We start from the raw sequence: 26,685 nt of genomic DNA, 5'->3' as shown, positions 1-26,685 counted from the left end.
TGGGAGGCTCACATGTCTGTTCAAGAGGTGACTTCACGGGTCACATCACAAGCGCGCGATCTGGACCGCAACACGAAACGGACCGTATTTGCGGCCGCGCTCGGGACCGTTTTCGAATGGTACGACTTCTTTATCTACGGCTCCCTTGCCGCCTTCTTCAGTACGCTGTTCTTCCCGAAGGGCAACGAAACGGCGGCGTTGCTCGCGGCCTTGGCGACCTTCGGCGCGGGCTTCGTCCTTCGACCCTTTGGCGCAATCGTCTTTGGCAGGCTCGGTGACCTTGTCGGCCGGAAGAAAACCTTCCTCGTGACCATGCTGGTCATGGGGCTTGCCACGGCCGCCATCGGTCTGTTGCCGACTTACGAGTCCATCGGCTGGGCGGCGCCTGCTTTGCTGGTGGGGCTGCGCCTGCTGCAGGGCTTGGCTGTCGGCGGCGAGTTTGGGGGCGCGGTGACCTATGTTGCGGAGCATTCTGACCTCAATCGGCGGGGTCTCACGACAAGCTGGATCCAGATCACCGCAACGCTTGGCCTGTTCCTGTCGCTCATTGTGATCGTTCTTTGCCGGTCCCTGCTATCGGCTGAGGATTTTGCCAGTTGGGGATGGCGCATACCCTTCATCGGTTCGATCCTGCTTTTGGTTTTGTCGCTCTACATCCGCCTCAAGCTGCATGAGTCGCCGGTCTTTCAGGAAATGAAGGCGCAAGGAAAAGGTTCGAAGAACCCGATCGCCGAGACGTTCGGTGACGGCAGAAACCTGCGCCTCGTGCTGGTGGCGATCTTCGGCGTCGTCGCGGGGCAGGCGGTCATTTGGTACACGGGCCATTTCTACAGCCTGTATTTCATGACCACCATCCTCAAGATGACTCATGATCAGGCGAACTTCTACCTTCTCGTGGCGCTCACACTCGGCACGCCGTTCTTCCTATTCTTCGGCTGGCTTTCCGACAGGATCGGACGCAAGTGGATCGTCGTGACGGGATGTGCCTTATCGGCCCTGCTGATCATGCCACTTTTCCAAGCGCTCGCGACCTATGGCAATCCTGCGCTGACGGAGTTCCGCGCCAAAACATCCGTGGTGCTGGCGGGCAATGACTGCGACCACGATCAGTCCTTTATCGGACAACTTTTCCGACCGCAGGCAACGACGGAATGCCAAAAAATGAAGGCGTCGCTGACTGGGCGTGCCGTTCCCTACATTGTGAAGATTGACGGCGAGCCTCTCCGAATCCAGATCAATGGCGGTAAGGGGAAATCCCTGAATGAGGGCGAGCTCGTTGACGCCCTGACGCAAGTGGGGATGCCGGCGGCAAAGGCCCCGGTCCAGCCGAATGGTCCGATGGTTGTCCTGGTCCTCTTTGCCTTGGTTTTCCTGGCGACAATGGTCTATGGACCACTCGGGGCTCTTCTGGTCGAACTCTTTCCCGTTCGCATACGCTACAGCGGTGTTTCGGTTGCCCTGCAACTCGGCAATGGATGGATCGGCGGATTTGCGCCTTTCGTGGCAACGGCAGTAGTGCTTACGACAGGAAACATCTTCGGCGGCCTCTGGTACACGGTCGCCTTTGCCGGTTTGACGGCGGTGATCGGTGCGCTTCTTCTGCCAGAGACGCGCGGGCGCGATCTGAACACATAAAGCTCAGAACCGGAGACACGCCGCACACAGGGGACGGCTGCGGATACAGCTCCTCGTCCAACTCCCTTAAAAACCGCATCGAAGAGTCCGGGCGCTTGCCCGGTCTCTTCGGTCACAGCGCGGGTCAGGCGAACCATGGAAACCATGGACACCTCGTTGTTGTGGCGCAGCCACGACTTGTGAGTTCGCAGATCCAGCAATGATCGTCGTTCACCTCTCTGCTCGAAGAGGTAGATCTTAGGATGGATTGCCGGCAGAGGGCGATATTGGTATCGGCGAAAAATTTGAACGACGCATTGAAAGTCATGCTTCCGAACACCAAGCTCATCCGCCGAACCAACCCCCAATGACGCCACGCGTTGCGAGCGTGCACGCCGGGCGTTTTAGAAGACGGCTAAGAAAAAATCATAGACTATCTGTTTTTTAAGCATGCTGCTTATTTAAGCAGCAGCCGCTACAGAGTGCGAAATTTTGGCGGATTCTGCTATCATTTTGGCCGGAAATGCCCACCTCGGCACTATTGCGCAACCGGCTGGTTTTACCCCTTAATGCCGCTCAAGCAAGCGTAGCGGCTCGCCTACAATAGCATCTGTAAATCGAGAACTGGCTCGGATCTGGCCCGCCTTGCGCGGGACGGCGAAGTTATGCCAGCACGGAGTAAGCGACAATGTCGAAGTTGAAAACGACGATCCTGACGGGGTTTCTGGGTGCGGGAAAGACAACCCTGCTGAACCGGATCCTGAGTTCGGGAAGCAGCGAGCATATCGCCGTTATCGTCAACGAGTATGGTGAGGTCGGTATAGATGGACAGCTCGTCGTTCAGACAAAGGACGAAATCGTCGAGCTAAACAATGGTTGCATTTGCTGCACGGTCCGTGACGATCTGATCGCCGCCATCCGCAGCCTGCTCGCATCTGGACGACCGATCGATCGGTTCATCATCGAGACGTCGGGGCTCGCCGACCCCGCTCCGGTCATTCAGTCGTTTATTCTCGACGAGGTTCTATCGGCAAGGCTGGAGCTCGATGCGATCGTGACGGTCGTCGACGCCCGTCACATATCGCGCCAGCTTTCGCAGGAGGAGGCGGTCGAGCAGATCAGTTTCGCCGACGTCCTCTTGCTCAACAAGATCGATCTTGAAGACGAATATCGTTTGATCGAAATCGAACGCGACCTTACGAAGCGCAACCCGCTGGCCCGGATCATCCGCACAAGTTCCTGCGACGTGGAGCTGGCCGACATCCTGGGAATCGGCGCCTTCGATCTCAAGAACATTCTGGCGATCGATCCAAACATTCTGGACGAACATGACCACGAGCACGACCAGACGATCGGCTGCGTTGCAATCCGCGACTACGAAGCTCTCGACCCGGCCGCGCTTAACGGTTGGCTAACCCGACTTGTCCAGGAGATCGGTACCGATCTTTTCCGCATGAAGGGCGTGTTGAACTTCGCCGGCGAGGCGCGGCGATACGTCCTCCATGGCGTCCACATGACCCTGGAAGGACGTCCCGGCAAGATCTGGCAGCCCTCAGAAGCTCGCCTCAGCGAAATGGTCTTTATCGGCCGCAATCTCGACGAAGGCGGCTTGCGCGAGGGCTTCAGAAGCTGCCTCGCCAAGCGGCATGCGCTCGCTTCCTGACGCCTTTATTTCCGCAAATACCGTTTGTCCATTAAGGAGACAGAACATGCCCCCTCTCGTTGCTGCAATGATCAGCCTTGGCATCCTGGGCGCGATCGACACATATATTACCGCGACGGTATTCCCCGTTCCCGTCTGGGTGACGTTCATCGCCTGGGCTTCCTTTTTCGCCTGCGGCGGCGGCCAACGCGGACTGATCAAGAGCATCATTTCGAACTGGACGGGCATCATCATTGCCACAATGACGCTCCTGATCATCCAGTTCGGTCTCGCCCATCCAATCTTCGCTGCCATCTTGGTCGGTCTCGGCACGTCGGCAATGGTGTTTGCTTCCTCAATTCCGATCCTGAACTTTACGCCAGCGATCGTCTTTGGCTTCGCCTCCTTCGTTGGCACGACGGCCGCCACCAACACCACCGTTGTGACCTCCGGCATCAATCATCCAACACTTGTTGCCATGGCAGCCATGCTGCTTGGCGTCGTGTTCGGGTTGCTCTCCGAAATGGGCACCAATCTTCTGGCGGCCAAGAAGCCGGTCACCGCCTAACTCCGCAACGCAGAAAGGACGACGTCATGAAACTGCAACACTATCTAGGCGGTCTTGAGGGTCTTGGCCCCGTGAGTACCGAAACCCGCGTCTTCGTCGAGACCTGGGAAACCCGCATCTTCGGCATCCATACGGCGATGATGGCGCTTTCTTCGCAACTGCCACTTCCACGGACGTCGTCCACATTCACGACCGTTTGGACGTGGGCGGACCTTCGAAAGGGTGCGGAATCCCTGAACCCGTTCGACTACTTCAAATTCCGCTATTACGAAAAATGGCTTGGCGGCATTTCCGGCTACTTCATATACAACGGATATATCACCGCGAAAGAACTCGATGCGTTGACGGAAGAATACTATAACGATCCGTCGAAATCGGTTCCGGCCGCCGGCGACGCGGCCATCGACGATCGAGTCGTGCAGTATCTCGTCGAAGGCGACAGCCCGAAGCGCGACACCAATGTGTCCTTTGATTTCGCAGTCGGCGACTTCGTTTCGATCAAGAACGTCCCCTCCATCGAGCACACCAGACTTCCGGGCTTTCTCCGCAACAAGAACGGCACCGTCGAGACAGTCTACGACGGAGCCTACGTGTACCTCTGCGATACCGGGACTGATGGAATCGGCGCTGCTATGCCTGTCTACTGCATTCGCTTCGAACCGGAAGACCTCTGGCCCGGCAACGCCGAGAAGAACTTCAGTCTCTACGCCGATCTTTACGCGCATTACCTCGAAGCGCCCGCGGCAGCATCTGCCAAACAGGCGGCCTGACCCGCCATCCGATAGGAGCACACTCACATGATCGACCGCTTTCAATATCGCGAGGATCGCGAAGCCTACAGTGCCGCGCGGGTCAAGGCTCTCGAAGCCCTGCTGATCAAAAAGGGCATTATCACGGACAAGACCGTCGACACGGTCCTCGACTTCTTCGAAACAAAGATGGGACCCTTTAACGGTGCAAAGATCGTCGCCCGAGCCTGGGTTGACCCGTCCTTCAAAGACCGACTCGTGGCAGACACGCCGGCGGCGATCGCCGAACTCAACCTGCCCGAGGGCATGGCAGGCGCCGAGGGCGAGCATATGCGCGCAGTCGCGAACTCGCCGAATGTGCACAACCTTATCATATGCACGCTTTGCTCCTGCTATCCCTGGCCAGTCCTGGGGCTGCCTCCCTACTGGTACAAGGATCCGACCTTCCGCAGCCGCGCCGCCCGCGAACCGCGCGCCGTTCTGAACGAGTTCGGACTTCCAGTCCCCGAGGCCATCGAAATCAAGGTCTGGGATTCCAGTGCGCAGATCCGCTGGTTCGTCGTTCCTGAACGTCCTGTTGGCACGGAAGGAATGACCGAGGCCGAACTCGAGGCGCTCGTCACTCCCGAAGCAATGATGGGCGTCGCCATCGCCAAGGCCGCTTGAGGTCGTCGATGATGCTGACCCAGTTCGAACACTTCGCAATCACCGAGATGATGGGGAAGACCGACAATCCTCCTCGCGCCAACGGCTCTCTCTGCTTCGGTTCGGAGTGGGAGCGGTCCTCGTTCGGAATGGCCCTGGCGCTCGCCAAGAACGGCTTTTTTGAATGGGATGATTTCCGCGACGAACTCATCTGGACGATCAAGGACTGGGAGGATGCGCATCCTGTCGATCGTTCGACCTGGAACTACTACGACCAGTTCCTAGCGGCGCTCGAGAAGGCGGTCGTCAAGGCTGGCATCATCGATCTGGAAGAGATCCGGGCCGCGCTCGCGGCCTGATCAAATCAGCAACAGAAACTTCGCAAAGGGCACGCCGCCCGTCTCGAAAGGTACAAAAGATGTCAGTATCCGCATCATCAACCATCTCGACGCCCATCGTGGCGAACTCCGCAACCAGAATTCTTCAGGCGGCGATGGCCGTGTGCTTTGGCATGATCATCGTCGGCTTCGTAGGGTTTTCCCATATCGAGATCGTTCACAACGCAGCGCATGACACCCGCCATGCCAATGCGTTTCCTTGCCACTGAGGGGTCAGCGCAATGTCTTTGTTTCGCTCTATCGTTTTCACCGCCGCCCTTACCGGCGTCATCGTCGGCGTGTCCGTAAGCGCGGTTCAGTTTGCCGGTACAAGCCAGTTGATCGCCAAGGCGGAGGTCTACGAAAAGGCGGGCGAAGCCGAGTCCGGGGCGATCACTGTCACTCCCATGGCGGATGCCCACGTCCACGAAGCTGGTCACGATCACGAAGAAGGCGGCTGGGAACCCGCAGATGGGTTTGAACGAATAGCATTCACGGTGGCGGCCGACGTGTTGACCGCGATTGGATATGCGCTGGTGCTGTGCGGCCTTATCGCGATGCGCGGAAAACCCGTGACGTGGCGCGAAGGCCTGCTTTGGGGATTGGCAGGATTCGCATGTGTCATGATCGCTCCCATGTTGGGCCTGCCGCCCGAGCTGCCAGGGACGCCCTCCGCTCCGCTTGGGGACCGGCAGTTCTGGTGGATCGGAACCGCCCTGGCGACTGCCGCAGGCATCGGACTGATCGCGTTCCAGCGAAAGCCATGGGCAGCCGTGGTTGCGATCGCGGTGATCGCCGCGCCTCATCTGATCGGCGCGCCCGCGCCCCCGGAAGGACTGCATGCGCTGACGCCAGAAGCTCTCCGGCATCAATTCGGTGCCGCGGCGGTCATGACCAGCCTCGTGTTCTGGGCGATCCTGGGGTCGTTGAGCGGGACACTCTTCAACCGCTTCGAATGCGCGGCGTGAGCAACGGCATGATCTGGCGGGAGGACCTCGATGCGCTGCAATTCGCCGCCGAAAACGGTGGCAACTGCATCGTTCATCGCAGAGCATTCCGCGCAATGTTACGGAACCCCCCAATGCAACACGACTGTATCGAGTTCTACGAACAAAACGCCGCAGCGTTTGAGGCGGCAGCCAAGGCGAAGATCGATAATGGAGATGTGCATGAGGCATCCAACTTCCACCTCAACAGCAGGCAGATCCGAAACAGCCTGACAGTGCTGGGACTGGCAGCGATCTTGCATGACCAATTTGGCGAATGACAAACCAGGAGATTAAAGCCATGCGGATCGTCATCCTCGCGCCACCCGGCGTGCAGTCACTCGACATCGTTGGTCCTGCCGAGGTCTTCTGGGAGGCGGCAAGACGATTGGGAGACATGGACGCTTACGATATCCAAATAATGTCGACTGGCGCCCCTTCCGTGGCGGGAACGGGCCAGTTGCGGTTCATGGCCGATCGGACAATCTTTGACGAGGACGAGGATATCGACACGCTGCTCGTAGCAGGTGACCCGGCCTTCTTCGAAATCGACCCCGCTGTCATCGCCTGGCTCCAGCGTCGCGTACCGACGGCCCGACGGTTCGGATCGATCTGCACCGGAGTGTTCCTGCTCGCAGCCGCAGGTCTTCTCGATGGAAAAAGGATCACCACGCATTGGGAATGCGCCGCGAAATTCAGCGCTGAATATCCCGATATCGATCTGGATGCCGACGCCATCTACGTGCGCGACGGATCTCTGATAACGGCTGCCGGTGTCACGGCAGGTATCGATCTCGCATTGTCGCTTGTCGAGGAAGACCACGGCAAGGACACCGCGATGATCGTCGCTCGCTATATGGTCATGTTCATGAAAAGACCTGGTGGGCAGTCGCAGTTCAGTGCGTATCTCGTCGGCCAGATGTCGGAAACGACGCTGATCCAGAAGGCGCAGGAATACGTCTTGTCGAATTTGAACGGCCACCTCGACGTGGAGAGTCTTGCCCACGAGGTCGGGATGAGCACACGGAACTTCGCTCGGGTCTTCCGTAAGGAACTTGGCTATACACCGGCGGAATTCGTTGCAGCCGCCCGCACGGACGCCGCGAGACGACTGCTGCAGGACACCACGCAGCCGCTTCTGAGGATCGCGACCACTTGCGGCTTCGCAGACGTGAATGCCATGCGCAGGGTCTTCACCAAGACCATCGGCGTAAGTCCGAACGACTATAGGAGCCGTTTCCAGACGTCGTCGAAGCCATCGCTGGCCGCGCCGATCAGCGACGCTCAAGGGCGCTCGGGGAGCGCTCTCGCGATGGAGATCGCGTTAGCTACCTCCCACCCGGGCGCGCTCGCTGCGCAAGGAGCGCGAGCGGTCTGAGTTCGACTCGTGGCATCGAGTAACAGCAGGATCTTCCGCGGAGTTCCCCAGCGTCGCCATGGTCGTCCCATCACACTGTCTCGCAGCAACTGCCCCAGGCGATGCTGCCGCGAGTGTCAATTGCGATCTTGGTCAAAACCGCTTCGGTTGGAATGCCGCCTTAGATCCTTAGATGATGTGTGCCGGAGCCGCCCTGGATGACGCCGTCTCCGTTTTTGAAGGCATACTTCAGTCAGCGCATGACGATGCCACGGAACTTCGCCGCATGACATCCAGACGTTCAGAGACATTTTCTTCAATCAGGATCTTCTGCCTGCCCGCATGCTCCGGCAGATCCTCCGGCTCGATAACGGCCTCGAAGCGCTCAAGATGGGGTGCGAAGCGCTTGCGTGGCCGTGTTTGCTACACTGATCACACGATGCCATGACGGTCTCATAGCAATGCAAAGGACATCATAAGTTTGGTCCCGGCGTCATCAGCATGAGGGCGTATGGCAAGACCAGTGAGCTGAATAGCGCTACCATGACCCTCGTTGCACCCAAAGAACCGTCAGATCAAGATTACGATTTTCCTGTGCGAGGCATCATGCGATCGGGTGATCAGCGAGTCGTGCGAAGTTCTCGCCTCGAGTGCAGGATAGGGGCCGATCGTAGTCGGCTATCACCGAAATACCGGTCTATTCCTCCACAGAGTTCCGGCGGAGAGCTCGGCATATCCGAGATTAAAAACGGCGCGCATGTAGTTGGTGTTGAATGGATCGCGCATGGAATAGGGCACTTGAACGTCGATCGAGGCGAGATGGAAACGTGCGTTTGTTAGTTTGGAGTAGTTGTAGAGGGCCGTCAGCGCGCTCTGTGTCTGCGATTTGACGAAGATCGAGTATGCCCTTGTGATCACAGACAGCGTTTTGTCCGGCGTGATAACATATTCCGGCATGAGTGCGTTGTTGGTAATCACATAAAAATCGACGCTTTGCCTTTTGGCTGCCAGACGGGTGCTACTTGTCAGCAGAAATTGTGGAATCGTGAGGACCGGAGACGCGGACCCTCCATCTGAGTGCATTTCCTTGAAATGGCGCCCTTGCGACTCGACCTCAATCATGACCGCCGGATAGACTCCTGGTATGCTTGAAGAGGCCACCATGACGTCCTGAAACAGTCTCAACGCGTCAGGCCGGCCGCTGTTTGCGATGACGCCCATGTTCCACACGACGGCACGCTGGGTGTCCAGATTGGTAGTTAGGATAAGGAGACGGCGGCCTTTGCGATGTTCGGCTGCAACCTGTTGCAATATCGCGGGAGTAATCGAGCGTTCGATCATCCGTCTCAATGGATCGGCTCTCAGCAAGCTTTGCCCAAACAATCCGCCGGCTCGTTTGCTTCGGACAAGGTCTTCGGCGATGCCGCTTGTGTAAAGATGTATCAGGGTGTCGTCATAAGCTGATCCTAGAAATGCAAAAGGTGCAATCAGGGCACCGGTACTGACGCCGGTGACGACATCGAATTGCGGGCGAGACTTCTTGGCGCTCCACGCTGAGAGAACGCCGACGCTGAAGGCGCCACCCGCGCCGCCGCCCGAGATCATCAGAGCGTCGAGTCTATTCCGCTTGGTCGCCGGCGCCCAGTCGAGAGTATTTCGTGGAGCTTCGTCGGGGCGGACGTCGAGATAGGAGCGAATCTCGCCATACCCAGCGACCGAAGCATTTTCCGCCTCCTTTGCGCTAACGGCTCTATCCAGCGTCTGCGTGCATGCGGACAAGATGAAGGCGATCGGAATAAGCGCGATAAGTGCTCGCATGAGGCCCCTCTTCAAGGGCACGCCGTTCCATCACCGGGCCGCCTCCCAACAGGTGGCAGGACGCGCAGGCGGCCCAGGGCCGCCTGCGGGGGTCTACGTCCCGCGGCCCCGTTCCCGGGGGAGGGAACGCGACCGAAGAGGTTGCCACGGAAATCAACAAGCATCGCCTTCACCTGGGTCATCTTGCCAGTCGCTTGCGGAGAAAAGGGTTCGTCACTGAACACGCCCTCGCTTCGAAAGCTCGGGCTTCAATGCGATCGCTGCGTGATCGTTGCATGCATGCGGTTCGTCGTTAGCGGTTTCCTGATCCGGCCCGCGCCCGCGCACGAGGCGCTTGAGCGCCTCCTGCAGGTCGTCGACGAAGGTGAAGATGACAGGGATGACGATGAGGCTGAGCAGCGTCGACATCATCACCCCCCCGATCACCACGATCGCCATCGGCCGGCGGAAACTCGAATCGCCACCCGTCAGGCTGAGAGCGACGGGAAGCATGCCGGCTGCCATGGCGATCGTGGTCATGACGATCGGCCGGGCGCGCTTGTGGCAGGCGTCCACGAGGGCATCGAACCGCGACATGCCCTGGCGGCGCGACATGATCGCATATTCGATGAGAAGGATGGAATTCTTGGTGACCACTCCCATGAGCATGAGCAGCCCGATGACGGCCGCCATCGAGAAGCTGGTTCCGGTCACCACCAGCGGGACGAGCGCGCCGCCGAGCGAGAGCGGCAGGGCCATCAGAAGGGTGAGCGGCTGCAGGAAGTCGTGGAAGAGCAAGACGAGAACCGCATAGATGCAGAAGACGCCGATCGCCATTGCAAGGCCAAAGCTCTGGAACAACTCCGAACTGCGCTGAAGTTCGCCTTGTTCGACAAGGATGACCCCTGGCGGCAGGCGCTGGAGCGCCGGCAGGGCCTGCGCCTCACCGTTGACGTCGCCCAGGATGCGGCCGTTGAGTTCGACGGAAAGGGTGACATTGCGCATTCGGTCGATGCGGTCGATCTCCGACGGACTGCCGCCGATCCGGATATCGGCGATCGATCCGAGATCGACATTGCCGTTCGTTCCAGACACTCGCATGTTCTTGATGTCGTCGAGCTTCGTGCGTGTCTCGGGGCTGAAGCGAACGACGATCGGAACCTGACGCTGCGGCAGGTTGAGCTTTGGCAGATCGGCGGAATATTCCCCATTCGTCGCCACGCGCACCGCTTCGGCGATGGCGCTCGAGGTCACTCCGAGCGCTGCGGCGCGCGCGAAGTCGGGCGTGATCTGGATCTCCGGCGCCTGCCTGGCTGCGGTCGATGTCACCGCGCCGATCCCCTGCAGTGTGCGGAGCTGCTCTTCGAGCGCAGTGCTTGCGCTGTCAAGCGCATTGGCATCATCACTGGCAAGGGTGATCTCCAGCTTCGTACCGTTGCCGCTGCCGACCGCGACCCGCACGCCGGGAAGGACCGCGAGAGCCTGCCGGATGTCGTTTTCGATCTCCGACTGCTTGCGATCGCGCTCGCCGATGGGTGACAGCACGGCAACAATAGTGGCGGATCCGACGCTGCTCGTGGTGCTGGAGTCGGGGCCGCCGCCCGAGGATGCTGAACCGACCGCGGAAAAGACATGCGTGACGTCCTGGAGCTTGCCGACGATATTGGCGGCCTTCGTGGTGGTGGCGTCCGTCTGCTCGATCGTGGCGCCTGGCTGCATGGTGAGCGTGATCTGAGCTCGCGCGTCGTCGGAAGCGGGCAGGAAGCCGGATTTCAGGAATGGGATGGTGGCAAGCGAAAGTCCGACGACGATGGCAGTCACGGCCACCGTCATCTTCCTGTGGCTCATGGCCGCCTTCACGATTACGAGATATGTGCGCATGAGCAGGCCGTCTTTTTCCTCGGTGGGATGGGCCTTCATGAAATAGGCGGCCATCATCGGCGTCAGCAGGCGTGCGACGACGAGCGAGGCAAGGACCGCAACGGCGGCAGTAACCCCGAACTGGCGGAACAGAAGTCCCGGAATGCCACTCATGAAGGCCGTCGGCAGGAAGACGGCGACGAGCGTGAAAGTGGTTGCGATAACGGCGAGCCCGATCTCGTTGGCGGCTTCGAGAGCGGCGTCGACCGGTCGCTTGCCCATCTGCAAGTGACGGGCGATGTTCTCGACCTCGACGATGGCGTCGTCGACAAGGATGCCGACCACCAGCGAAAGCGCCAGCAACGTGACGATATTCAGGCCGAAGCCGGCCAGATACATGACAAGGAAGGTCGGTATGACCGACAGCGGCAGCGCCACGGCGGACAGGATCGTCGCACGCCAGTCCCGAAGGAAGAGCCAGACGACGACGATCGCCAGGACGGCCCCTTCGTACAGCATGTGCATCGAACCATTATAGTTATCGACGATCGGCCCGACCGTGCTGTACGCTTCCTCGATCTGCACATTGGAGTGCGTGGCTGCGAACCGTTTCATTGCCGTGTCGACATCGGCCGCGACACCGCTGTCCGAAAACCCGTTCGAGCGTTTGATCTCGACCGCGACCACCGGTTTGCCGTCGAGATAGGCCATCGAAGAACGCTCCGCGAAGCTGTCCGTGACGGATGCGACGTCGTCGAGGCGAACCTGCTCCCCGTTGGCCAGGGGAATTCTAAGCGCCTTCAGAGCATCGACCGATGCTACGGCGCCGAGCGTGCGCAACGTCTGACGGGTGCCGCCAATCTCCCCAAGGCCACCTGAAGTATCAGCCTGAACCGACTTCAATTGCGCCGACACAGTGGTCGCCGTCACGCCGAATGCGGCCATCGTCGTCGGATCGAGGTCGACGTGAACTTCGCGGTCGACACCGCCGATGCGATTGACCTGTCCGACGCCCGGTACCGACAGGAGCGCCTTGGTCAGATCGTTGTCGATGAACCAGGAAAGCTCGGTTTCATTGAGGACGGCAGATTGGATGGCATAGGTGACCAGCGCCGAATTCTGCACGGTGACTTTGGTGACGCTTGGCGTTTGCATCTGCGCCGGCAGATCGGCCTTTGCGCTGTCCACGGCGTTGCGGACCTCGTTCAGGGCGGTTTCGCTGTCTTTCTCCAGTTTGAAGGACACGCTGATCGACACCGTGCCGTCGGTGATCGTGGTGGTGACGTGGTCGAGATAACTCAACGAGGCAAGATTGTCCTCGATCGTGCGGGCGACCTCGGTTTCGAGCTGCGCCGGCGCAGCACCGTCGAGCGTCGCGGCAACTTTGATGGTCGGGAGGTCCATATCCGGGAAGTTCTGAACCGGCAGATGCTGGAAGGCCAGCAAGCCGCCGCCGGCAAGCATCGCAAAAAGCAGTATTGCCGGTACGGGATTGCGGATCGAAAATTCGGAAAAATTCATCAACCTTCTCCCGCAATCTTCACGAGATCGTTGTCCGACAGAAAAGCTCCGCCCGACGTCACCACTCTCGCCGAGAAGTCTATGCCGGACACGATCTCGACTTCGCCGTCGATGCGGCGGCCGGTCTCGACCCGCACCCGTCTTACCCGCTTGTCCTCGCCGGCCGTGAAGACATAGTTTATCCCGTCACGGAAAACGATCGCCGTCTCCGGAACCGTCAGCGCCGGCGTGGTTGTCAGTTCGATGGTGCCGGTGACGTAAAGACCGGTGCGCGGCTGAACATCCTGGGGAAGCGCCACATAGACAATCGCCCGGCTTGTATTGGTGTTGATCGAAGGTCCGACGAGCCTTACCTTGCCCTGAAGGAGACGTCCGTCCGGCCCGTCGATGTCGACGCTCAATCCTTCCGAGATGCGTGAAAGGTAACGAGCCGAAACCTCGGCCTGCCATTCGACCCGCTGCTGGCGGACCAGACGAAACAGCTCGGTGCCGGATGAGACGACGGCGCCGAGTTCGGCTGATCGCGAGGTTATCAGGCCGTCATCGACGGCCGTGACGGTTGTCTGGTCGAGCTTGATCTTCTGGCTGTCGAGTGCCGCCTCTTCGGACGCAAGACTTGCCGTTGCCGTCTGTTCGTCGGCGAAATATTCGATAATCTTCTCATCCGAGAGGGCGCCGGAAGAGCGAAGCTGCCGAGCCCGATCCGCATTGGCCTTCGCCTTTGTCAGGTTTGCCTGAGCGGTCACGACGGCCGCCTCCTGCTTGCGAAGGTCGGCCAGCACGCTGTCCTGCGACAGCCGGACGAGTATCTGCCCCTTCTTAACAACGGAGCCGACCTCAGCCAGGATTTCGGTTACGCGCAGGCCGCTCGTCTCGGAAGCAATAATGGCTTCCTGCCAGGGCTTCAGCCAGCCGCTTGCGGGAACGGTCTCCGGCCAGTCTCGCTGAGCCGGTGCCACGAGGGAGACGGTAAGGGCAGGTGCCGCGGACTGATCCGTCATGGCGCTGCGGAGGGGAAGCAGGAGCGTTGCCGCAACAAGAGCGGTAGCGAATACTCCAGGCGGTTTTCTCAACGATCCACTCCTTGTGGTCAAAGGCGTTGGTGCCTTTTCCCGATCTGCGCCGACTCGATGAAGGGTTGCAGCTCATGTGGAGGCACCCGATCCTGGCTCGCGGTGATGTCATGGCAGGATAAGTAACGGGGCGAACGTTAAGTGCGGTCAAGTTAGTGTTAAGTTAGGTAAAACTCGGTCGCGCGGCTGTGTTTGTGCTGTATGGCTCACCAGGATCAATGACGGACGAAGTGAATGAACAAGGTTCTCCTCATCGACGACGATGCCGAGCTGACGACGCTTCTGCAGGAATATCTGCTCGAAGAAGGATATGACGTCGTCACGGATACGGACGGTCGCGCCGCCATTGCGGCGGCTGCCGGCAATGCGGTCGATATTATCGTGCTCGACATCATGATGCCTCGGATGAACGGGATCGAAGTTCTGCAAAGGATCAGGAAGCTCAGCCAGGTTCCTGTGCTGATGCTGACCGCAAGGGGCGATGACGTCGACAGGATATCGGGTCTCAATCTCGGCGCCGACGACTATGTGCCGAAGCCATGCTCGCCGGGCGAACTTGCGGCGAGACTGCGCGCCATCCTCCGTCGGGTTGGTCAGCCGTCAGCCGGCGCGACGACCGACACGATAAGGGCGGGAAAACTCGTGATCCATCCGGCCAGCAGGATCGCCGAATGGCGCGGCGAAACCTTGGAACTGACCGGCACGGAATTCAGCCTGCTCGAGGTCCTCGCCCGCAGCGCCGGCCAGCTCGTGTCGAAGCAGGACATTTCGAAGCGGGCCTTCGGCAAGCCGCTGACCCCGTTCGATCGCCGTATCGACGTCCATATCAGTAGCGTTCGCCAGAAGCTCGGACTGAGGGAGGATGGACAATCCTGGATCCAGTCCGTTCGCGGCCAGGGCTATCAACTTCTCGTGGACTGACCATGCCCCGACTTTTCTGGAAGTTCTTCACGACGATCTGGTTGACGATGGCGGCGACTGTGGGCGTGATCTTCCTGCTCGTCATTTTTCTCCAAGGGGTTCCTTTTGCGCGCGAACTGGAGGAAGAGCGGCGAGCGATCGCCCTGAACCTGACAGCAAACGTGCTCGCGAGAGATGGCGAAGATGCCGCCGCGCATTTCGTGCGCACAAGCCAAGAGACGCTTCCGCCTGGCCTGACGATCTCCAAAGCCGCGAAAGCCGATGCTTGTGCGGTTCCAAAAGCCGTCGACACAAGATCCGTCCTGAAGGACGGGGTTTGCTATCAGATTTCCCTGCCGGCCCAAGCGACGTTCACCTTCGAGAACTTCGGCCCGTTCTTGCCCTGGCTCACGATCCTGATTTCGAGCACGATATCGGCAGGCGCACTCGCCCGATACCTCATTCGTCCCGTCGTGCATCTGCGTGATGGCTTGAGTGCGCTCGCCAATGGCCGCTTCGATTTCCGCATCGGTGACAAGATGGCCGGCCGGAAGGATGAAGTCACCGCGCTTGCGCATGACTTCGATTCCAGTGCCGCCCGGCTTCAGGAGCTGCAGGATGCGCAGCAGAGGCTGTTCCATGACGTGTCCCATGAGCTGCGTTCGCCCTTGTCCCGTCTGCAGGCCGCTGTCGGCGTCCTCCGGCAGAGCCCGGCGAAACTCGGCGCCATGCTGGACCGCATGGACCGGGAGGTCGAACGGCTGGACGCGCTGGTCGGCGAAGTTCTGACGCTTGCCAGATTGACGGCGGGATCCAGCCGGCCGCTGAAGACGCACACTCTTGATGTCATCGAGCTGCTGAACGAAATCCTCGGCGACGCGGCATTCGAAGCCCAGGCACGGGAGGTCTCGATCACAACCAGTGTCGAGGGCACCTTCCGCGCCGAGGTCGAAGGTGAGCTGATCTACAGGGCGCTCGAAAACGTCGTCCGCAACGCCCTCAAGTATACGGCCGAGCATTCGCGCATATCAGTGGCTTGCGAGGCGACGGCCGACCGCCTCAAAATCTGCGTCACGGATCAGGGACCAGGTGTCAGGCGAGACGAACTGGAACGGATCTTCCAGCCGTTCTCACGTGGGACAGAGGCTGTGCCAAGAGGCGGATACGGCCTGGGTCTGGCAATCACCAGGCAGGCCATCGAGCGCCACGGCGGGCGTGTGCATGCGTCATTGCCTGATACCGGTGGCCTGGCAATCACCCTGGAGCTTCCCAGGAAACCGATGCCCTATGGCTTGGCTGACGACCACGCCTGGCGACCACTCGACGAAGCTTGAGGCGGTGGTGGACGAGGCCGCGCAGCTCGGTGGAATCGAGACGTGCAACCAGACTTTACCTAACTTTACAGTGTCTTTACCGCCATTAACGTTGGCGCCGCTAAGCCTGAACCTACGATCCCGGTTCAGAAAGCTCGCCAGTGACTCCGTCGCTCTGCACAAGAATACCATCCCTCCGCTACGCCACATCGGCACTCACGCTTCTGTTGGCAGGCTGCGTCAGCGGCCCGGATCACGTCCCCCCACAGACGCCGCTTCCTGCTAAATTCAAAGAGGGTGGTGGCAAGAGCCACGGCGATGTCGTGACGGCGCAGTGGTGGACGGCCTATCGTGACGAACAGCTCGACAGCCTGGTGGCTCAGGGCCTCAGCGAGAACCTCGATGTGCTGCAGGCGATCGAGAGCATCAACGCGGCCTCCGCCAATGTCACGGTTGCCGGGGCCGGCGGTCTGCCGAGCCTCTATGTCGACGCATCGCACACTGTGTCGGGTGAGAAGGGTTCTGAGCGTACGACGATCGGCACCACGAATACGACAGGCGGCGAGGCCAGCCTTTCATGGCTGCTCGATCTCTTCGGCCAGTACCGTCGCTCTAGAGAGAGCGCAATCGCCTCGCTTGGGGCCGCCTACGCAACGGCCGATGATGCGAAGCTCTCCTTTCTGAAGGACCTCGTCTCGAGCTATGTCGACGCCCGCTATTATCAGCAGCGCGTCGCGCTTTCGAAGGCGAATTTGAAATCCCGTCAGGAGACCTACGAACTCACGCAGCTGCAGCTCAAGGCAGGTGCGGCCTCTCGTCTTGACGTCGTTCAGGCCGAAGGCCTTGTTCGGTCAACGAAGGCAGATATCCCCGGCCTCGAACAGAGCTTTACCGTTTCGGCCCACCACATCGCCTTGCTCCTCGGGATGCCGGCGGCCTCGCTGATGAATGAGCTGCAGAGGAGTGCGGGCCAGCCGGTCTTCCGCGGCGACATTCGAGCCGGCATTCCGGCCGATCTCATCCGCAACCGTCCCGATATCCGCAAGGCCGAACGCGATCTAGCGGCGGCCGTTGCCGATATCGGCGCTGCCGAAGCCCAGCTCTACCCGTCGATCTCCCTATCCGGGTCGATCTCGCCGAGCTGGGTCAAATCATCCGGTGCCAGCGGTGGAACCCTGACCAGTTGGTCCTTCGGACCGACGCTCAACCTGCCGATCTTCGATGGCGGCAAATTGCGTGCGAATGTCGACATCGAAAAATCCGATGCCAAAACCCAATATCTCGCCTGGAAAGCGGCGGTGCTGAATGGGGTCGAAGAGGTGGAAAACGCCCTGTCGGCCGTTCGCCATGACGCGCAGACGTTGGAGCCGCTACGCAGACAGGTGGAAACCGCCCAGGAAGCGCTCGCGCTTTCAACGACGAGCTATACAGACGGCGCCTCGTCGCTGCTTGATGTCCTGGACGCGCAACGATCCGTCTCCGATGCTCAGGCAAGCCTCGCAGCCACCGTGCAGCAAGTTGCTAAGGATTATGTGGATCTTTATGTCGCCGTGGGTGCCGGCTATCTGTCCCGACAAGCGCCTGTCGCTTCCGAGCGAGCGGCGAAGTCGGGCTGATGGACCACCTGGCCACCCGCGGTGCAAGGCAAACGGCGCCTGCGGACCTTGGATTTCACGATTTTACTCAACTTTACACAGGCTTTACAGCCATTAACGTTGGCGTCTCTAAAACAGAACCCACAGTCCCGGTTCAAAAGATTCGCCAATGACCTTCAACGTTCAAGCAGTGGAAATTCCCGTGCAGGCGGCAATCTGCGCCGTCCTCTTCGCTTCGCTCTCCTCCTGCGCAAACGTCCCCTTACAGGAAGGGACGTCCCTTGGATCCTACACGGGAATGGTGGCATCGGGCGGCTCTCTGACCAAGGCGAAATTGCGCGTGAATTCGCCGGTCGTACTCGCCGCGCAGACAGTGCGCATCGTTCCCACCACGGTGGAAAGTGCTCGCGGCTCCTTCGACGCCAAAGACCTGGCACTCCTGACCAACGCCGTCGACCGGGCGCTGTGTATGGGCCTCAGCAATCGGTTCAAGGTCATGGGTCTAAACCAGCCGGCGGACCTCGTTGTCCACGCGATGGTCACCGACATCGTCGCGACGAACCAGGCGATCGCCGCGACCTCCACTGTCGCCACGCTCGGCGCTTCTGTGGCTCACGTTCCAATCCCGAGGATTCCGATCGGTCTCGGCGGTTTGTCGGCAGAAGCCGAAGCGGTCGGCCAGGACGGTTCTCAGCAGGCCGCGATGATCTGGTCACGCGGCGCGAACATGGTGACGACAAAGGCACGGATATCCGCGGTCGGGGATGCCTATTCCCTTTCATCAGCATTCGGCGCCGATTTCAGCCGCATGCTGGTGAAGGGTCAGGACCCGTTCAAGGGAACGTCGTCCACCCGGTTGATGCAAAAGATCAAGGCGGCATTCGGCAGCGAGCCGAAATACGATGCCTGCAAGGCATTTGGAGCTGCGCCCGGTATCAAAGGGGCGGTCGCCAGTCAGTTCGGTTTGCCGCCAAGCTGGAGCGACAAGGGTGCGACGGCCTCTCAATAGCTGCCGACAGTCCTCAATCACCCGCAGCGCCGGCGACTGCGGTACTTCAGCAAACAATCATGAAAGGACATCGACATGAAGAGATATCTACGATTTGCGGGGGCGGTCATCGCAGTTCTTGCGGCGAGTCCGTCGTCCTCAGCGCAGGAACAGTTCCTGCCGTCTGAGAAGGCCGCCGAAATCCTTGCCGATGGAGCGCCCTGGTCGGCACTTGCGCCGGATGGCAAGACTCTCAAATTCACTCTGAAGAAAGACGGCACCGGAAGCATTCGCGGCCCGTTGCCATTCACGCTCTCCATCACCTGGACGGTCAAGGACGACGCGATGTGCATATCCGGCAAGATGGGCACACGATGCCTTCGATTCCGGTCGGTTCCCGGCGGACTTCAGGGATGGGACGGTGAAAAACCGGACCTGAAGTTTAGCCGTTGATGGCAAGCCTGCCTCTGTGGCGCGTAACGAAGTTCAGGAAACAGATCACGCTTTTGAACGGCGTGGGTATGAGGAAGACTGATGAAATATCTCCGGATGTTCACCGCGATCTCGTTGCTGCTGGCAGTGCAATCGGCTGCCATGGCGCAAGTTGGGCCGCCCATTCCATCAATTCCAGGTCCTCTAGGGCCGCCACCGTTTGTCATGCCTCCTCCGCCTCCTCCGCCTCCTCCGCCGCCAGCTGAGGACTATTCGATCCGATATGACGGAAGACATTATGACTGGTGCGCGCGCCGTTATCGGTCGTATTCAGCCTATGATAATAGTTTTCAGCCCTACGGGGGCTCGCGCAGACAATGCTACTCCCCCTACAATTGAGTTGGCACGGCTCTCGCTTCGTTGGTGCGGTTTGCCCTATCGGCCTGATATCTCCGGGATGCGGCTCGCGAGCTTGAGATGTGGCAGGTCCAGCATGCGTCCGTCGAGCTGAATGACGCCTGCGTCGGGTCTGGCGGCAAAGGCGGCGGCCACTTTCCGCCCCGGCGATTTCGGATGAATCCGGCGTGAAGGCGTGATTGATCACTTCGACCTGGCTGGGTGGATGGCCATCACGCTGGAAAAGCCGTCGCGCCGCGGCATCGGGAGGGGAGTTCGAGCGACGCAGCTCCATCGCCTCAGTTTCCATGCAGGGTATCACCTATGAAGACGGGCTTCGGCATCGTCACCGTGTCATAGCCGAGATCGGCGACGAGCGCGCCGAGCGTGATGTCGCCGACCGAAAGGCCGACGGTGAGCGCAAAGGTGAAGGTGCCGTTTACGATGATCCGGCCGAATTCGGCGCCGGCCGCATAGTCGGCATCGAGATGCAGCGGTTGCGGATTGTGAGAGAGCGTCGTGAAGAGCAGCTTGTCGGCCTTGGTGACCGTGCGGCGGATGTCGTGGGCTATGCGGTCGCCGACCGTCCTCTCGTCGAAATAACGGCCGGCCATCAATTCTGCTCCTTCACAATGCTGACGATCAGCTGGTTTTCCGGGACCCTGACCCCGAGGAAACCTGCAATTTTTCGACGATGCCGTCGAAGGGCGCACGCAGCGAATGATCCATTTTCATCGCTTCGACTGTCAGCAGGCGGTCCCCCTTGGCGACACGATTGCCTTCGGCGACATCCACCGAAATGACGAGGCCGGGCATGGGCGAAAGGATCGCGCCATCGCTGGCACTCTGACTTGCCTCGACTTCGTTTGCGATGGGCAGGCTGATCGGCCAGGCATTGCCGGCGTCGAAAAGCATCGTCGTTTCACCGATCGTGACGGCATTTGCCTCAAGCTTCGGACCTGATTGCCCCCGAAGGAGGTGATCGCCGATACTGACGCGCACTCTATTATCATCCAGGCCGGCGATGCGGAACTCGGCAAGCGCGGACCAGGGAAGCCATCCGTATTTCTCGAAACCACAGTAGCCGCGGTGTCGATCGCGGCTTTGCTCGGCGCCGTCCCCACAAGCCTATCGCCATGGCGGTCGAGGTAGCCGGTATCGGACTCAGCAGCGCAAAAATCCGGATCGACGGCGATGCGGGCAAGCAGGCCGGCATTGGATGTGACCGGCCAGACCTCGATGCCGGCACACGCGGCTGCGAGCTTCGAAAGTGCGGCGTCGCGGTTCGGCCCATACGCAACGATCTTGGCAATCATCGGGTCATAGAAGGCGGGGACTTCATCCCCTTGCTCGACGCCGCCATCGACAAGGATTGTTTCTGGCAGTCGCAGAGGGCCGGGTGACGCCAGGGGTCTGGACCGCCGGGGCGATAGTGGTTATCTGCAGGGCTTGTTGCGATGCTGAAAACGTCGCCGAAACATCACCGCAGACACCCAAGGCCTCTCAAAGTGAAAAAAGTCCAGCGCAGCTTTGCCGTCGAGTATAGATCTGGTCGGCGAAAACTCAATTCCAATCCGAACTCGATCTGGGGAGACGTGGATCTCAAGTCCGTTGCGCAGGATCTGCAGGACGAGGCAATGCCATTCCTGCCGGAAACTTCCCAGGTTGGCAGCACCGGAATGTCTTTCGCCGGAGAACAACAGGCGGCGGCGTTGTTGACACCGCCGATTGAGCAGGAGACAAATGCATCGGCCTTACAGGAGACCATAATGGCCGACGACAACAATACGATGACTGACGCCGAGACGCCGGCCGTAGCGGCGCCCGCACCGAAGAAGGAGCGCAAACCTCGCGCCAGGAAGGCGGCGCCTGAGACGGCCTCAGCCGCAGTTTCGGCGCAGCCGGCAGCGGCTTCGAATGCCGCAGCTGGAAAGCCGAAGAGAGGACGCAAGGCAAAGTCTGACGAGGGTGTGACAAGCGTCAAACGTGCTCCGAAGGCCGTGCAGGCAGCGACCGCACCGTCGGTGGCGGCAGTCGATGAGTTTGCGGATCTTCTGCAGCTGGAAGAGGAAAACCAAAGACTGCGCAAGCTGCTGGCCGAGAAGCTCCGTGCTGAAAATGCCGATCTGCGAAAGCGGCTCAACCTCGGTTGATTGGCAGCAGCCGGTCAAGCGCCGGCCGCATTCTCATGCTTATCGAGACGAACATCTTGGCGGCGGCTAGTCCCGCCGCCAACGCTTTTGCTCGCAGCCTGCATGCGGGGTAGAATACGAGGTCGAATAAAATGGCGTCTCCATGGAAACTTCTTGCCCGGCTTGTGTCACCGCGACGTCAGCAGCGCCGAGAACACGGCCCGACCGATGACGTGAAGCCGGACGTATTGGCCATCGCCAAACCGACTGAAACGGCTGCCGACAACGGGCTCAACACCGCCGATCCTCGGGTCGACGAAAAACCCGCCCTTCACGATCAATCGGAGGCGGTGTCAGCGGGCCCGGATCATTCCGAAGAAACGGCAAGCGGTATCCATGGCGCGGCAGATACCGAAGGCGCCAGGCCCGTGGAGGTGGCTGATCCGGCCTTGTCCGATGAGGCCGGTACGGCCGAACACGACGCATTAAAACCCTCTCAGACTGGCGAAGGTGCAACGCGAAAGCGCAGCACCCGGGGCCAGAAAGCGGCAGGGGGTGAAGCCGTTCCGCCACCCTCTCCAGCCGTTCCGGCCGTTTCTGACGATGCAATCCGCCTTGATGAAGAGATCAGGCTGCTGCGGGACCAGCTGGCGCGCAAGCTTCAGCTGCAAAATGCACAACTGAGGAGGATGCTGGAGCGGTTCGAACGCTGAACGTGTCATTAACCGCTGCGCCCGACCGGCCAATATGCCCTCAGCCGGCACGACTATCGGACACCACCGTCAACGATATCTCCTGTCAGTCGTTGCAGCTCGAGAAAGAGAAAGCGGGTCTCAAGCAAGTTGACGATACGGAGCACGGTTTCGACCGCGTCCAGCGGCTTGACGAGAAAATCCTTGGCTCCCAATGACAATGCCCGGCGTCGCGTCGTTATTGACGTGTCCGCCGTCAGCACGACGATGGGAACAAAGTTATGCGGACCGACAAGACGGGAAAACGCCTCCAGCAATTGAAACCCGTCAATGTGCGGCATCATGAGATCTAGCAGCACGATATCGGGCTTTATGTCGCGGAACATGTCCAGCCCACTGCGCGGGTCGAATGTAGAACTCAGCCGTTGAAAGCCCTCGCGTTGCAGAAGGCGCGTCATGAGGGCGACATTGGCCGCCTCGTCGTCGATGATGAGGACCTTTGCGTCGGCGGGAATTTCGATAGTCGTGTTCAATTGCATCCGATGGCTTCCACGGACTTTATAAAAAGGCGAAGGTCAAGCGGCTTGGTGAGATAGTTCGTGGCCCCGGCCATCATCGCCTTCTGCCGGGTCGCCACCGTGGCATCGGCACTGATTACCACGACCGGGATCGCGCGGGTCCTTCGATCGCTTCGCAACCGCTGAAGAACATCAAGGCCGCGCATATCCGGAAGATCGAGGTCGAGAAGGATGAGGCCCGGCTTGTGCTGCAGAGCCAGGGCCAGGCCCAGCTCACCAAGCATTGCCGGCATCACACGGCAGCCAAAACGGCGCGTCAGCACATTCTCGATCAGATTAAGGCTCTGAGGATTGTCCTCAATGCATAGTACATTGGCAATCATGATGTCGCCCGGTACCGACACAACCGCATGCGTCAGGCCCATTTCTTCCGCCATCCTTTCCTCAGTTGCGATTGGCAAATGGAGAGAAAAAATCGTTCCCTGCGCCGACGTTCCCGTAAGATCCAATCGTCCGCCCATCGCTTCCATGAGATGTTTGGACAGGGCAAGACCCAGCCCCGTGCCGTCTGTCGTGCTGCGTTCTTTTCCAAGCCGCTCGAATGGCCGGAACAGCCGTTCCACGCCCTCAGCCGAAATGCCGGATCCGGTATCACAGATATCCACCACTAACACATCAGAGCCAACTGCGCGCGCGACGATCCTGACCTCGCCGCTGGCGCGATTGAACTTGATGGCATTCGACAGGAGGTTCAGAAGAACTTGTAACAGCCGCCGGCGGTCGGCGGTCGCAAATGTCTGCCCGAGTGGCGTATCGTCGAGACGCAAGTCGATCGCTCGTTCCTCTGCCAAAGGACGGGCGAGCGCCAAGGCCTCCTGCAAGACCTCCCCCGCATCGATAGTGTCGAGCACCAGGTCCATCCGTCCGGCTTCGATCCTCGCCATGTCGAGGATCTCGTCGATCAGGCTCAACAGGTGCCGGCCGGCTGTCAGAATCTGCCTGACAGAAAACTGAGCGTCCGGATCTTCCATGTCCATTTCGAGGATCTGGCCGAAGCCGAGGATCGAGTTGAGCGGCGTACGCAATTCGTGGCTCATCCGCGAAAGAAACTCGCTCTTGGCCTGGCTTGCCCGCTCAGCTTCCCGGCGTGCCGCCTGCAGGGTTTCCTCGGATTTCTTTCGATCGGTCATGTCCCGGGTGATTTTGGAGAAGCCTCGTGAATTGCCATGCTCGTCCTTCAACTCTGTGACGACGACATTGGCCCAGAAGCGCTCTCCATCCTTGCGAATGCGCCACCCCTCGTTCTCGACCCGGCCGAAGGCGAGCGCCTGTGCCAGTTCCTGCGCCGGATGTGTTTGGCGTGTATCCTCCGGATAAAATCTGGAAAAATGCCCGCCTATGACCTCGTCTGCCCTATAACCCGTAATCCGCTCAGCGCCGACGTTCCAGCTGACTACACGGCCCGTTTCGTCCAAGCCGAAAATGCCGTAGTCATGCACGCCGTCGACCAGTAGGCGGAACCGTTCCTCGCTTTCGCGCAAAGCTTCTTCGCGCGCCTTGAGCAAGCGGCTTGCCTCCTGAAGGGCCGTTGCAAGCGAGCCAAGCTCATCGCGTCCTGCCGGAATCGATTGGAGATCCTGTCCGCTGGCCAGCTTGTGCGCCTCCTTCTGCAGTGCGCCCACGCGCCGAACAATGCCGTTCGACATCAGCATAATTGCGCTGACGCCCCCGAGCAGACCGAACAAGGCGCCAACCAAAGTGATCCATTTGGAGCGGTCACGGATGGCGTCTGCTTCACCGGTGCGCGCGGCCAAAAGAAAATCTTCCCGTTCGCGCATCTCGTTGATCTTTGTCCGAAGCGTGTCCAGCAAGACCTTGTTGTCGAGGAGGGTTTTGCGAATGTCGTCCAGGGCCGGTTTTTCCGGTCGTCCGCTGCCGTCACGCAAGGCGCTGAGGCCTGCCAGTTTCTGGCGCACCAGCGGTTCCATCTCGTCGAGCCGTGCACGCTGTTCGCTGTCCCTGATCAAAGGACGCATGCTGGAAAGCACCGTTGGCAGTTCTACGCTTGCCTTGTTGAAGGGCGCCAAGAACGCCTCGTTGCCGGTCAGAAGGAAACCGCGCACCCCCGAGGCCGCCTCAGCAAGCAGTGCGTGCAGCTCCAGGATATCTGACTGGATGGCGAAAGTAACGCGCACATAGTTTTCCGCCCGGCGACTTTCCCGGTCGGCAAGGAAAACCGAAGCCAGCGCGATCAGGAAGCAGATCAGCGGCACGGCAATGACGATAAGACCTTTGTAGGCAAGCGGCTGGTCCAGAAACCGCTTGGAGATGGAGGCGGAAAAGCGTGAAGCGATCATAGGCGGTCCCGATCCACAAGGCCGGCCCTTACCGCCATGACCGCCGCCTGCGTTCGATCGGCCACCCGTAATTTGTAGAGGATGCGTTCGACGTGCACCTTAACGGTGCCGGGTGAAATGTCGAGCGACTTGGCGATCTCCTTGTTCGTTTCGCCGGTGGTGAGCCGGACTAGGATTTCACGCTCGCGAACGGTCAGCCGCTCAATGGTGGTTTCACCGGGTGTTTCGGGAGAAACACGCCGAAGCAGGCGACGCATCAGGTCGACGTTGAAGAAAGACTGCCCCGCCGCGACATTGGCAATCACCTGCAGCAACTCGTCGCGCCGTATGTCCTTCAATGCATAGCCGCTGGCCCCAGCCTTGATGGCGGCTTCAAGATAGTCCACGCTGTCATGCATGGTCAGCATGATGATGCGGGTTTCGGGCGATCGGACTCCAATCTCCGCTGCGGCCTCGAGGCCATCCATGCTGCCCATCCGTATGTCGAGCAGGGCAATATCCGGTCGGAGACTCTCGCTGAGAGTTACCGCGCTCATGCCGTCTGGCGCCTCGCCAACGATCTCCAGGTCGGGAGCGCTTGCAAGCACGGCGACAAGACCCGACCGAGCTAGCTCATGATCGTCTGCAATCAATATTCGGTAGCGTTTCAAGCGAGTTCCTTTGCGGGACCGGAAATAGGCGCTCGAGCGACGGCAACCGTTCCTTGGCCGGGACCCGATCGGATTGATATGGAGCCGCCGATCAGTGCCATTCGTTCGCGCATGGCCGACATACCGACGCCCCTTCCATCTTGCTTGACGACGAGAGCGTCAGCGATGCCGCAGCCGTTATCCGCGACGGAGAGGGTAACAAACTGCGGCTCGTCCAACGTAAGCCGCAGGTCAATCCGGCTGCAGCCGGAGTGTTTTACGGCATTTGCCAAGGCCTCCTGCGCCACTCTGTAAAGGCTCACCTCGAGCGCGCCGGGCAAGCGGTAGCCGTTCAGGTCCGAATGAAAGCAAAGCTGGACCGACTGGATANAAGGCTCACCTCGAGCGCGCCGGGCAAGCGGTAGCCGTTCAGGTCCGAATGAAAGCAAAGCTGGACCGACTGGATATCGTCCAGGCGGGCGCGAAGTGCTGCTTCGAGGCCGAGATCGTCCAGTTCCGCGGGACGAAGGGCACCGATTGCGCC

Annotated in this window: 25 protein-coding genes and 4 pseudogenes; 18 read left to right on the top strand and 11 right to left on the bottom strand. The window is 59.9% G+C overall.

The features are described from left to right. Nucleotides 1–12 precede the first annotated feature (12 nt). From BN1800_RS23055 to BN1800_RS23010, 10 genes are all read left to right on the top strand, one after another. Complete coding sequence (locus BN1800_RS23055) at nt 13–1,635, top strand: MFS transporter (protein WP_027511292.1); 1,623 nt, start codon at nt 13–15, stop codon at nt 1,633–1,635. A gap of 667 nt (nt 1,636–2,302) precedes the next feature. After that, entirely contained in the window at nt 2,303–3,277 is a 975-nt protein-coding gene (locus BN1800_RS23050) for a CobW family GTP-binding protein (protein WP_027511291.1), read from the top strand. Between the two features lie 46 nt (nt 3,278–3,323). Beyond that, on the top strand, nt 3,324–3,824 hold the full coding sequence (locus tag BN1800_RS23045) for a DUF1097 domain-containing protein (protein ID WP_027511290.1): 501 nt from the start codon (nt 3,324–3,326) through the stop codon (nt 3,822–3,824). Nucleotides 3,825–3,850: 26 nt separating this feature from the next. Then, nucleotides 3,851–4,594 (top strand): nitrile hydratase subunit beta, encoded by a 744-nt coding sequence (gene nthB / locus BN1800_RS23040; protein WP_027511289.1) that lies wholly within the window; start codon nt 3,851–3,853, stop codon nt 4,592–4,594. Between the two features lie 27 nt (nt 4,595–4,621). Next, on the top strand, nt 4,622–5,239 hold the full coding sequence (gene nthA, locus BN1800_RS23035; protein WP_027511288.1) for a nitrile hydratase subunit alpha: 618 nt from the start codon (nt 4,622–4,624) through the stop codon (nt 5,237–5,239). Nucleotides 5,240–5,250: 11 nt separating this feature from the next. Further along, a complete protein-coding gene (locus BN1800_RS23030) occupies nt 5,251–5,577 on the top strand; it encodes a nitrile hydratase accessory protein (RefSeq protein WP_027511287.1) in 327 nt (108 codons plus the stop codon). Nucleotides 5,578–5,636: 59 nt separating this feature from the next. Then, nucleotides 5,637–5,825 carry a CbtB domain-containing protein gene (locus tag BN1800_RS23025; RefSeq protein ID WP_027511286.1) on the top strand — a complete coding sequence of 63 codons (189 nt, stop codon included), beginning with the start codon at nt 5,637–5,639 and terminating at the stop codon, nt 5,823–5,825. Nucleotides 5,826–5,837: 12 nt separating this feature from the next. Continuing rightward, nucleotides 5,838–6,563, top strand: coding sequence for a CbtA family protein (locus BN1800_RS23020; RefSeq protein ID WP_027511285.1), 726 nt, complete (start codon nt 5,838–5,840; stop codon nt 6,561–6,563). Beyond that, the gene (locus tag BN1800_RS23015) at nt 6,560–6,862 is read left to right on the top strand and encodes a hypothetical protein (protein WP_027511284.1); all 303 of its coding nucleotides are present in this window, start codon (nt 6,560–6,562) and stop codon (nt 6,860–6,862) included. The genes BN1800_RS23020 and BN1800_RS23015 overlap by 4 nt, the downstream gene beginning before the upstream one ends. Nucleotides 6,863–6,882: 20 nt before the next feature. Next, complete coding sequence (locus BN1800_RS23010) at nt 6,883–7,959, top strand: GlxA family transcriptional regulator (protein WP_027511283.1); 1,077 nt, start codon at nt 6,883–6,885, stop codon at nt 7,957–7,959. 163 nt (nt 7,960–8,122) lie between these two features. On the opposite strand, the pseudogene BN1800_RS42660 reads toward BN1800_RS23010, so the two are convergent. From BN1800_RS42660 to BN1800_RS22990, 4 genes and pseudogenes are all read right to left on the bottom strand, one after another. After that, nucleotides 8,123–8,355, bottom strand: a pseudogene (locus BN1800_RS42660) (IS66 family transposase); the annotation flags it as partial. Between the two features lie 264 nt (nt 8,356–8,619). After that, entirely contained in the window at nt 8,620–9,756 is a 1,137-nt protein-coding gene (locus BN1800_RS23000; RefSeq protein WP_051336663.1) for a patatin-like phospholipase family protein, read from the bottom strand. 213 nt (nt 9,757–9,969) lie between these two features. Next, on the bottom strand, nt 9,970–13,116 hold the full coding sequence (locus BN1800_RS22995) for an efflux RND transporter permease subunit (protein ID WP_087001342.1): 3,147 nt from the start codon (nt 13,114–13,116) through the stop codon (nt 9,970–9,972). Beyond that, a complete protein-coding gene (locus tag BN1800_RS22990) occupies nt 13,116–14,189 on the bottom strand; it encodes an efflux RND transporter periplasmic adaptor subunit (protein WP_027511280.1) in 1,074 nt (357 codons plus the stop codon). Before BN1800_RS22990 ends, BN1800_RS22995 begins: the two co-directional genes overlap by 1 nt. A gap of 234 nt (nt 14,190–14,423) precedes the next feature. Between BN1800_RS22990 and BN1800_RS22985 the strand changes: the two genes are divergently transcribed. From BN1800_RS22985 to BN1800_RS44000, 6 genes are all read left to right on the top strand, one after another. Beyond that, nucleotides 14,424–15,110 carry a response regulator gene (locus tag BN1800_RS22985; protein ID WP_027511279.1) on the top strand — a complete coding sequence of 229 codons (687 nt, stop codon included), beginning with the start codon at nt 14,424–14,426 and terminating at the stop codon, nt 15,108–15,110. A 2-nt stretch (nt 15,111–15,112) separates the two neighbouring features. Then, complete coding sequence (locus BN1800_RS22980) at nt 15,113–16,423, top strand: HAMP domain-containing sensor histidine kinase (RefSeq protein ID WP_027511278.1); 1,311 nt, start codon at nt 15,113–15,115, stop codon at nt 16,421–16,423. Nucleotides 16,424–16,563: 140 nt separating this feature from the next. Then, nucleotides 16,564–18,018 (top strand): efflux transporter outer membrane subunit, encoded by a 1,455-nt coding sequence (locus BN1800_RS22975; RefSeq protein WP_027511277.1) that lies wholly within the window; start codon nt 16,564–16,566, stop codon nt 18,016–18,018. A gap of 148 nt (nt 18,019–18,166) precedes the next feature. After that, the gene (locus tag BN1800_RS22970) at nt 18,167–19,006 is read left to right on the top strand and encodes a DUF3313 domain-containing protein (protein ID WP_027511276.1); all 840 of its coding nucleotides are present in this window, start codon (nt 18,167–18,169) and stop codon (nt 19,004–19,006) included. Between the two features lie 75 nt (nt 19,007–19,081). Next, entirely contained in the window at nt 19,082–19,438 is a 357-nt protein-coding gene (locus tag BN1800_RS22965) for a hypothetical protein (protein WP_027511275.1), read from the top strand. 81 nt (nt 19,439–19,519) lie between these two features. Then, nucleotides 19,520–19,816 carry a BA14K family protein gene (locus BN1800_RS44000; protein ID WP_084606528.1) on the top strand — a complete coding sequence of 99 codons (297 nt, stop codon included), beginning with the start codon at nt 19,520–19,522 and terminating at the stop codon, nt 19,814–19,816. A gap of 36 nt (nt 19,817–19,852) precedes the next feature. Here BN1800_RS44000 and BN1800_RS42650 read toward each other — a convergent pair. The 3 pseudogenes from BN1800_RS42650 to BN1800_RS22945 form a co-directional block, all read right to left on the bottom strand. Beyond that, a pseudogene (locus tag BN1800_RS42650) lies at nt 19,853–20,071 on the bottom strand (CoA ester lyase); the annotation flags it as partial. Nucleotide 20,072: 1 nt separating this feature from the next. Then, nucleotides 20,073–20,427, bottom strand: a pseudogene (locus BN1800_RS22950) (MaoC family dehydratase); the annotation flags it as partial. Beyond that, nucleotides 20,427–21,204: pseudogene (locus BN1800_RS22945) on the bottom strand (acyl-CoA carboxylase biotin carboxyl carrier protein subunit); the annotation flags it as partial. The pseudogenes BN1800_RS22950 and BN1800_RS22945, both read right to left, overlap by 1 nt. Nucleotides 21,205–21,321: 117 nt before the next feature. On the opposite strand from BN1800_RS22945, the gene BN1800_RS22940 reads away from it, so the two are divergent. Both BN1800_RS22940 and BN1800_RS22935 read left to right on the top strand, forming a co-directional pair. Beyond that, nucleotides 21,322–21,966 (top strand): transcriptional regulator, encoded by a 645-nt coding sequence (locus tag BN1800_RS22940; protein ID WP_027511272.1) that lies wholly within the window; start codon nt 21,322–21,324, stop codon nt 21,964–21,966. 131 nt (nt 21,967–22,097) lie between these two features. Beyond that, nucleotides 22,098–22,658, top strand: coding sequence for a hypothetical protein (locus BN1800_RS22935; RefSeq protein WP_027511271.1), 561 nt, complete (start codon nt 22,098–22,100; stop codon nt 22,656–22,658). 53 nt (nt 22,659–22,711) lie between these two features. Here BN1800_RS22935 and BN1800_RS22930 read toward each other — a convergent pair whose 3' ends face one another. From BN1800_RS22930 to BN1800_RS22915, 4 genes are read right to left on the bottom strand one after another with little or no spacing between them, the layout of a single operon-like run. After that, complete coding sequence (locus BN1800_RS22930) at nt 22,712–23,176, bottom strand: response regulator (protein ID WP_179213869.1); 465 nt, start codon at nt 23,174–23,176, stop codon at nt 22,712–22,714. Beyond that, a complete protein-coding gene (locus BN1800_RS22925; protein WP_087001341.1) occupies nt 23,167–25,512 on the bottom strand; it encodes an ATP-binding protein in 2,346 nt (781 codons plus the stop codon). The genes BN1800_RS22930 and BN1800_RS22925 overlap by 10 nt, the downstream gene beginning before the upstream one ends. After that, nucleotides 25,509–26,162: a response regulator gene (locus BN1800_RS22920; RefSeq protein WP_027511268.1), complete on the bottom strand. Its 654-nt coding sequence runs from the start codon at nt 26,160–26,162 to the stop codon at nt 25,509–25,511. Before BN1800_RS22920 ends, BN1800_RS22925 begins: the two co-directional genes overlap by 4 nt. Then, on the bottom strand, nt 26,159–26,464 hold the full coding sequence (locus tag BN1800_RS22915; protein WP_179213868.1) for a sensor histidine kinase: 306 nt from the start codon (nt 26,462–26,464) through the stop codon (nt 26,159–26,161). The genes BN1800_RS22920 and BN1800_RS22915 overlap by 4 nt, the downstream gene beginning before the upstream one ends. Between the last annotated feature and the right edge of the window lie 221 nt (nt 26,465–26,685).

The sequence above is a fragment of the Rhizobium sullae genome (assembly GCF_900169785.1).
GTDB lineage: Bacteria > Pseudomonadota > Alphaproteobacteria > Rhizobiales > Rhizobiaceae > Rhizobium > Rhizobium sullae.
The sequence above is the reverse complement of the archived record's forward strand: the minus strand, read 5'-3'. Positions and strand labels throughout refer to the sequence as shown.

Coding starts and splice junctions, on each gene's coding strand:
- BN1800_RS22980 (WP_027511278.1), top strand. CDS start 15,113: ATGCCCCGACTTTTCTGGAAGTTCTTCACGACGATCTGGTTGACGATG.
- nthA (WP_027511288.1), top strand. CDS start 4,622: ATGATCGACCGCTTTCAATATCGCGAGGATCGCGAAGCCTACAGTGCC.
- BN1800_RS22935 (WP_027511271.1), top strand. CDS start 22,098: ATGGCGTCTCCATGGAAACTTCTTGCCCGGCTTGTGTCACCGCGACGT.
- BN1800_RS22965 (WP_027511275.1), top strand. CDS start 19,082: ATGAAGAGATATCTACGATTTGCGGGGGCGGTCATCGCAGTTCTTGCG.
- BN1800_RS23025 (WP_027511286.1), top strand. CDS start 5,637: ATGTCAGTATCCGCATCATCAACCATCTCGACGCCCATCGTGGCGAAC.
- BN1800_RS23030 (WP_027511287.1), top strand. CDS start 5,251: ATGCTGACCCAGTTCGAACACTTCGCAATCACCGAGATGATGGGGAAG.
- BN1800_RS23055 (WP_027511292.1), top strand. CDS start 13: ATGTCTGTTCAAGAGGTGACTTCACGGGTCACATCACAAGCGCGCGAT.
- nthB (WP_027511289.1), top strand. CDS start 3,851: ATGAAACTGCAACACTATCTAGGCGGTCTTGAGGGTCTTGGCCCCGTG.
- BN1800_RS22985 (WP_027511279.1), top strand. CDS start 14,424: ATGAACAAGGTTCTCCTCATCGACGACGATGCCGAGCTGACGACGCTT.
- BN1800_RS23020 (WP_027511285.1), top strand. CDS start 5,838: ATGTCTTTGTTTCGCTCTATCGTTTTCACCGCCGCCCTTACCGGCGTC.
- BN1800_RS23050 (WP_027511291.1), top strand. CDS start 2,303: ATGTCGAAGTTGAAAACGACGATCCTGACGGGGTTTCTGGGTGCGGGA.
- BN1800_RS22970 (WP_027511276.1), top strand. CDS start 18,167: ATGACCTTCAACGTTCAAGCAGTGGAAATTCCCGTGCAGGCGGCAATC.
- BN1800_RS23045 (WP_027511290.1), top strand. CDS start 3,324: ATGCCCCCTCTCGTTGCTGCAATGATCAGCCTTGGCATCCTGGGCGCG.
- BN1800_RS22925 (WP_087001341.1), bottom strand. CDS start 25,512: ATGATCGCTTCACGCTTTTCCGCCTCCATCTCCAAGCGGTTTCTGGAC.
- BN1800_RS44000 (WP_084606528.1), top strand. CDS start 19,520: ATGAAATATCTCCGGATGTTCACCGCGATCTCGTTGCTGCTGGCAGTG.
- BN1800_RS23000 (WP_051336663.1), bottom strand. CDS start 9,756: ATGCGAGCACTTATCGCGCTTATTCCGATCGCCTTCATCTTGTCCGCA.
- BN1800_RS23010 (WP_027511283.1), top strand. CDS start 6,883: ATGCGGATCGTCATCCTCGCGCCACCCGGCGTGCAGTCACTCGACATC.
- BN1800_RS22930 (WP_179213869.1), bottom strand. CDS start 23,176: ATGCAATTGAACACGACTATCGAAATTCCCGCCGACGCAAAGGTCCTC.
- BN1800_RS22995 (WP_087001342.1), bottom strand. CDS start 13,116: ATGAATTTTTCCGAATTTTCGATCCGCAATCCCGTACCGGCAATACTG.